General features: G+C 29.9%; 5 protein-coding genes. All 5 read left to right on the top strand.

What is annotated here, in order from left to right; genetic code table 11:
* Nucleotides 1-48: 48 nt before the first annotated feature.
* The 5 genes from H7350_RS16810 to H7350_RS16830 all read left to right on the top strand — a co-directional run bounded on the left by H7350_RS16810 (nt 49) and on the right by H7350_RS16830 (nt 7,488).
* Complete coding sequence (locus H7350_RS16810) at nt 49-657, top strand: hypothetical protein (RefSeq protein WP_204347088.1); 609 nt, start codon at nt 49-51, stop codon at nt 655-657.
* Nucleotides 658-1,347: 690 nt separating this feature from the next.
* The gene (locus H7350_RS16815; protein ID WP_204347089.1) at nt 1,348-1,626 is read left to right on the top strand and encodes a hypothetical protein; all 279 of its coding nucleotides are present in this window, start codon (nt 1,348-1,350) and stop codon (nt 1,624-1,626) included.
* A gap of 50 nt (nt 1,627-1,676) precedes the next feature.
* Nucleotides 1,677-1,922, top strand: coding sequence for a hypothetical protein (locus H7350_RS16820; protein WP_204347090.1), 246 nt, complete (start codon nt 1,677-1,679; stop codon nt 1,920-1,922).
* A 186-nt stretch (nt 1,923-2,108) separates the two neighbouring features.
* Nucleotides 2,109-6,797 carry an AVAST type 4 anti-phage nuclease Avs4 gene (avs4, locus tag H7350_RS16825; protein ID WP_204347091.1) on the top strand — a complete coding sequence of 1,563 codons (4,689 nt, stop codon included), beginning with the start codon at nt 2,109-2,111 and terminating at the stop codon, nt 6,795-6,797.
* Nucleotides 6,798-6,981: 184 nt separating this feature from the next.
* Complete coding sequence (locus H7350_RS16830; RefSeq protein WP_204347092.1) at nt 6,982-7,488, top strand: hypothetical protein; 507 nt, start codon at nt 6,982-6,984, stop codon at nt 7,486-7,488.
* The last annotated feature ends 259 nt before the right edge of the window (nt 7,489-7,747 follow it).

Here is a 7,747-nt window from a genome sequence, read left to right on the forward strand (position 1 = left end):
CTCGCCAACGCAACTAGCCATACACAAAACCGTTGTGCACAATTTTTGATGAAAAAAAATATTGCCTTAATAATATTGCTTTTAATTTTAACATCTTGCAATCTGCTACATTTTCATAATGTAAAGAACGATTTCAAATGGAAGAATAAAAAGTTACCTGAAAAACAAGAAATAAAATTTATGTTTAACCCAATTGTGGTTAAAGAATTTGATTCAAGTTCAACTCTTAAATATTTCTTTGAAGATTCAAATAAAATTGAAGAAGCGGAAAAAACTCTTAGAAAGAAACTTACTAAGAGAAATTTCGAATTAGTTGAATTAGACAAAAGTAAATCCATAGTCATTGACTCAATAATATTCTCTGATGAAACTGAAATGATTCAAGTTTTATATAATGATCCAAGTGAGGGAATTATGGGATATTTTGAAAAAAATGAGATAAAAATCAAAGTAATTGGTCACTTATATTTAAGTGATAATATTAAAAGTAGAATTTTATCGGAATATCAATTTTCTCAAGAACCAAGAGAAGGCTATATCATAAAAGGTACTGTGGCTTATACAAACGCTGGAATTAACCTTGATAAAATAATAAATAATATCATGAACGAATTTAGCTACAGGTGTTATTTAGCAATTCAGGAAAATAAAAAATAAACTATGCACAACAACGTGTATAACCAATTGCTTGGTCTGTGTGTACTCGGAAAATCCTAGCGGATTTTCCTACTGGTTCGGTTTCTTTTATTAACTTAGTTCTCGCCAACGCAACTAGCCATACACAAATACGTTAGCAACAATAGTGCATGAGCAAAATTCTGGTGTTTTATCTAAAGTAGTTTCTAGCACAAATGTTTCGGATTTGATTTAAAAACTTCCCTTCTATCCTTTTTTGAAGAACCAAACGCTCTGTGGTTCGTGTATTTTTCAAACTTGTCGGAATCTTATACATACTTGCCAATTTTAGTGGTGCGTTATGATTCGTTCTTTTCCAAAAAAGGTGTCTGTCTTTAAATCAATGTTGCAACCTAAATGCTTGAATGTGACCTGTACTTTTTTATGATCGTAACGGGTTCTTGGGTGTATCTGCCAAATTCATCAAAGCATTTCTGATTCGGTTGCATGTGATAATCAGTTTTCTTTTTCACATCCAAAGGTTCGTGTTGCCCTAAAGTGGCTAACAGCGTGTATAATTCATGCTTAAAAATTGCTTCAATTTTTAATTCTTATATTTAATCTATAATTTCGAGGCAACGGAAAATCTATCGATTTTCTATCGCACGAAATCATACACAATACGTTGTAGTTAATGCTAAAGAATGAACTCTAAAGAACCTTTTCGAAAAAATGAAGAAATGGATTTTTAAAATATTAAGTGTAATAATCGGAATTGTTTTTGTTTTAGGCTTTTACAGTAATTCTTCGGCTTACATTGAAAAACAAGACTGGAAATATACTGAAGGAAACCATATTGGAGATTGGTTATCAAAAAACTCTTTTAAAGTTAACAGTGGAATAATTGAAACAAATCAAGGAAAAGCCAAAGTAATTTTCTGTTATGGTAAAGAACTAATAATAGAAAATCTAGAAACAAAAGAAAAAGGATTTTACGTAAACAAAAGCTGAATTAAATGATTTTACTTTTTATCATAGGATTTTCTTTAATTCAATTTCTATTGAATTATTTTAGTTATAAAAAATTCAGAAATGATTCTATTTCTGCCTTTATTTTGATTGGAATACTAATTATATATTACTTTGTTTTTCCTGCTTATTTTATTCCAGAAACTACTGAAGATGGAATTAATTGTGGATTACCAATTCTTGGAATAACATTAGGTAGCTGGATTTTTGGAACATTTGCTGGAATTACAACTCATATAGTTTGGCTATATTGGAAACCTAAACTGGTTCGCACATAACCACAACAACGTGTATAACCAATTGCTTTGTTTGTGTGTACTCGGAAAATCCTAGCGGATTTTCCTATTGGTTCGGTTTCTTTTGTTAACTTAGTTCTCGCCAACGCAACAAGCCATACACTAACACGTTGGCAGCAAGTGGCAAACTCAAACTTTGAGATAATCAAAAGGCAAGTTAATTGAAATATGAATTGGAATATTTTCCGCTTAAAATATGATAAACGAGAAGAGTGGGCATTTGAACAAATGTCTTATCTGCTTTTCTGTGCTGAGTTGGGAAATAGAATTGGATTATTTCGTTTTAAAAATCAAACTGGAATTGAAACAGAACCTCTAGAAAAAGATGGAGAGTTTTATGGATTTCAGGCCAAGTATTATACAGTTCCTCTTTCTGGTAAAAAATCAGAAATAATTTCATCAATTAGGAAATCTAAAAGAGAAAACCCAAAATTGAATAAGATTCTATTCTATTTGAATAAAGAGTTCTCTGAAAGCACAAAAAAAGGAAAAAAAAAGTCAAAATATCATATCGATATTGAGTCCGAAGCTAAAAAGCTTAAACTAGAAATAATTTGGCGTGTACCAAGTCATTTCGAACTTCAACTGGCATTACCCGAAAATAAATACATCTACGAAGATTTTTTTAGCCTCGAACCAAATGAAGGAACCTTAATTGATGAAGTAAAAAGTCATAATGATAATATTTTACAAGCAATTCAAACTGAAATTCCCTTTGGGGATAAAAAAATTAAGATTGATAGAAGTGAGATAGTACAAGAAATCGTAAAAGCTTCAAATAGTAAAGAAAATATAATTATTTCCGGTGAAGGAGGTTGTGGAAAAACCGCTCTTCTTAAAGAATATTATAGTCTACAAAACAGGGTTATTCCTATTTGCCTTTTTAAGGCTTCAGAATTGAATGTTAACCATATCAATGAATTATTCAAATTTGACAACAATTATAATTTTACCAAGTTTATTGAAGCTTATCAAAATGAACCGAATAAAATTTTCGTAATTGATTCAGCTGAAAAACTCGCTGAAGTCAAAAACAGTGATGTTTTAAATACTTTATTGCAGAAGCTGAATGAGGCTGGATGGAATATAATTTTTACGACCCGCTATTCCTATCTGAATGATTTAGTCTTTCATATAAGAGAGAATTATAAGTTGTCATTTATAGTTCATGACATTCCTTTAATAACTATTGATGAATTAAAATCAATTTCAAAAACTTTTGATTTTTCTTTACCTGAGAACCATAAATTTATTGAAAGACTAAGAAATCTATTTTATCTAAGTGATTATATCGAATTCTATCCAAATATTGATAAGAACGGTAGTCTTCAATCCTTTGTTGATTTGCTTTGGAAAAAAAGAGTTCAAAACAATCTTATTCAAATAGACAACTTACACTTAGAAAGAGAAAGATGTATTATCCATATAGCAAAAAAAAGATGTGAGTCAGGTCACTTTTATATAAATGCAGATGATTTACCTCAAACCGCAATATTTCAATTGAAACAAGATGAAATATTAGGGTATGATGAAAGCCATAATGGTTATTTTATTACCCATGATATTTACGAAGAATGGACGTTAGATAAAATTATCTCTCGCAACTATATCAACTATACAGATATTAAAAGTTTTTTTGTCGAGCTAGGAGATTCTTTGCCAATACGAAGGGCGTTCAGATTCTGGTTGTCCAATAAATTGTCAGAAAACAATCAGAAAATTGAAGCTTTTATAAAAGAAGCTTTTAGTGAAAGTTCAATTGTACAATTTTGGAAAGATGAGTTATTAATTTCTGTCTTGCTTTCAGATTATTCAGAGACGTTCTTTAAGTTTTTTGAAAATGAGATTAAAGCTCAGGAATTCCAAATTCTAAAAAGAATTCTTTTCCTTTTAAGAATTGCCTGTACTGATATTTCTTCTTTTGAAAGTATTGATATAATAAAGCCAAAAGGTAAAGGCTGGGAAGAAACCATAGCCTTTGTTTTTAAATATAAAGTTGAATTTTTAGATGCCAATCTAAACTTAGTATTACCACTTATTACGGATTGGTGTAATTATAATAAAAAAGGAGAAACCACTAAACACTCTGGATTACTGGCATTCAGCGTCATTAAAAAGACTGAAACTGAGCAAAACTTTTATATACATGACAAGGCTGAAGAAAATTTATTAAAAGTAGTTTTTAATGCTGCCTACGAGATAAAGTCAGAATTAAAAGAAACTTTCGATAAAGTTTTAGAAAATAAGTGGCTGTATCATAATGATCCATACCATGGTCTGTGTTCGAAAATTTTAGTAAAACCCTACTTAGCAAAGGAAGTCATAAAAGTGCTTCCATTGTCAGTTATAGAATTATGTAATCTGTTTTGGCAAAAACGTGAGAAAAAACGTGATGATTTTGGATATGATAGAGATAGTATTGAAAACAAGTATGGCTTAATATCTAAACATCGTAGTTTTGATTATTTTCCAGCAAGTGCAAATCAAACACCAATATACTGGCTACTTGAAAGTGACTTTTGGAACACTCTAGATTTCATAATTCGTTTTACTAATAAAGCATTAGAAAACTATAAAAAATCATCTTATGGAAATGGTGATTTGTTAGAAATAAAATTAGAAGTAGATGGTAAAATTATTGAGCAACATATAAATTCGACATTATGGGAATTGTATAGAGGGATTTCAGGCCCAAGTATATTACAATGTATCCATATGGCTCTCGAAAAAACTCTTTTAGAGTTTGCAAATGTTTTAGAACCGAAAGTATTATGGCCTATTATTTTTAAAATTCTTACTGAATCAAAATCGGCTTCTTTAACTTCTATAATTTGTAGTTTAACTTTAGCAAATCCAGATAAATTTCATGAAACATCATTAATTCTATTTAAAACAATAGAACTATTTAGGTTCGATTTAAGCAGATGTTCATCTGAATTTCATATAAAATCAACCACTTCTATTGGATACGGGTTAGACAGAACTAGAGACGTACTTTACACAGATGAGAGAATAAAATCATCAGAATATGAGCACCGAAAAATAAGTTTAGAAAGCTTATGCCTTATGTACCAATTTAATGGTGTAAAAGGATTTACACCTGAAGAAAATACAAATTTCATAAATAAAATTTATGATATAATTGATACTCATAAAATTAAGTATTCAGAAAGTTCCGTTTCTAACGATTATTTCATTCTAGTTCTATCCAGAGTGGATAGAAGAAATCTCAAATCAAAAGTTACTGAACAAGAAAATAACAAGCTTTTAGTTGAATTCTCACCTAAAGAATTACCAGAAAAAATAAGGAAAAATAGTGAAGATACTATTAGTCAAATTAATGAAGAATTTAAATATACTCCTCTAAAATTATGGGCTAATTTTATGCATAGCTCAGGTGAAAATAAATATGAAAAATATGAAACCAATCCACAGCAGGCTCTAATTGAAACTAAACAACTCATTGAAGAACTAAAATTAGGCAAAAGGATATTTAGACTAGATAGTGATATTCCATTTTTTGTTTGTTCAAAACTAATAATTGAACATTCTAAAATACTATCAAAGGAAGACAAACATTTCTGCGAAAATATTATTCTTTCATCAATATCCAGATTGTTTTCTGATGATTACAACTATCAAATAAGTGATGGAGTTGAAGCTTCTTTACATGCTATACCTAGATTAATCCAAGAATTGCCAAATAAAAAAGAAGACTATCTTTCACTTATGCTCATGGCATTATTTGATAAATCACCTATCGGTAACTATAAAAGAGTATGCGATTATGTGATTGAATCAATCAATCAATCAAAATTATGGGAAGAAAACCCAAAAGAAGCTCAAGCAATATTTTTGGGTTATATAAAACTTACGCCTATTTATAAAAGCATAGAATCTGAAAAAAGAAAAGAAATAGGGTTTGGAAGAGGTATATCTAAAAGTTCAATACTAGAAGAATTTGATAAAAAAACATCGGATTTTGCCTTTACTAAGCTATCATTTAATATTGAGGATATTGACCAATTAGACATACATGATTTAGGAATCGTCTATCAATTAATTCCTTCTAAAACAAAAGACAGAATTCATCTGGATATAATTAATAAAACACTACCATTGTTAGCTTCTCGTCTCTTGATGGACAGAAGAGAATATGAAAGACAATATGGAGATAATACTAAAATCTACTCATTACGAAATCAAATTTTCAAGAAACTAACAACTTTTATTTTACTTAGAAAAACAGAAGAAATAGATTTATATCTTAATCCTATTATTAATTCTTTTGAGGCCACTGAAGAAGCAGCTTCTTTCATAGGAGAATTTGTGTCAGCAGAAGACAAATTAAACAGATATGAGCAGTTTTGGTATGTATGGAATAGTTTTTATCCAAAAATTATATCAATATGCTCAATATCTCGTAATTACTATTTAGAACAAGTAATTATAAACTACTTTTTAGCATGGCGTTGGTGGAATGATGGAATTGAAGAATGGCATAGTTTAAAAATGGATAGCTTATCGCTCTATGCAAATGCATCTAAAGATATAGGGCATATTCCTTCAGTTTTATATTCAATTGCAAGAGTATTAGATACAATTGGAAGTCGTTTTAAAACAGAAGGCATTGATTGGGTTTACAATATTGCATCAACCAATAGTTTGCTAAAACTTGAAGACTTAGAATCTCATACTTTAATTTATTTGGAGCGACTTATGCGAAAATTCGTTTTCAGCAACAAACAAAAAATTAGAGAAGAAATAAGATTAAAAAACAAAGTTATTCCAATTCTTGACTTTATGATTGAGAGAGGTTCAATACATGGCTATTTACTGAGAGAAAGTATTTTATAATGCAAAAACAAATAATCACCAGCTGCCAACAACGTATATAAAAAATAGCGGTTTAATCGCTTAATCAAAACAAAATGAATAAATCAAAGGTCAGTTATAATCCGAAAAGTTAGTGTATAAAATCCGCTACTTTTCATATACAAGACCGTTAGGCAACATATCGGAAAACCGAAATCCAAATCAAATGCATGAATCAGAGAAAGAAAAATTTGAGGAACTTTCTAAAAAAATGAGGGAAAGTTTATTAAAAAATAAAGGAAAACAATTTGAACATCCTGAATATAGAGATTTGAATGAAAATTCAAATTCAGAATCCGAAATCACAGAAACTGAATTCTCTGAAAGAATAAAAAAGGGAATTGAATATATTGCTAAACTCTCGGAAAAACAACGTGAAAGAATATTGGAACTTTTAAAAGAAGTTCAAAAAATACAGAAATCGGAATTGAGCACGACTGAAAAAACCTCTGAAATAAAGAACTTAATGTGGACTAATCAATCCGTTAGTTCTAAACTATTAATTGGCGGGTTTTTAGGAACAATAGCTGGACTTCTGATTTTTGGAACTGGTGGAATTGGAATTGCAGGTTTGGGAAGCGCAATTGGAGTTTGGGGATTTTTAGCAGGAACAGCTGGTGGAGTTTTGATTTCGTCATTAATCCAAAACTTTGAAAAAAATAAATCTGAATAAATACGTTGCCTAACAACGTGTATAATTCATTGTTTGGTTCGTGTGTACTCGGAAAATTCCTGCGGAATTTTCCTTAGGTCAGTTTTCTTTTATTAATTTAGTCCTAGCCAACACAACGAAATCATACACAACACGTTGTATTTAATAACTCCAGACTTTCGGATCTTCCCAGGTTTATTGCTATCAGCAAGAGCTGCATGTTAATATCAAAACTCTAAATGTATTACGGAATAAACTGTTGTCTAATTTTGACATTTTC

Origin of the sequence: Psychroserpens algicola (assembly GCF_014526325.1) — a bacterium.
GTDB classification, from domain to species: Bacteria; Bacteroidota; Bacteroidia; order Flavobacteriales; family Flavobacteriaceae; genus Psychroserpens; species Psychroserpens algicola.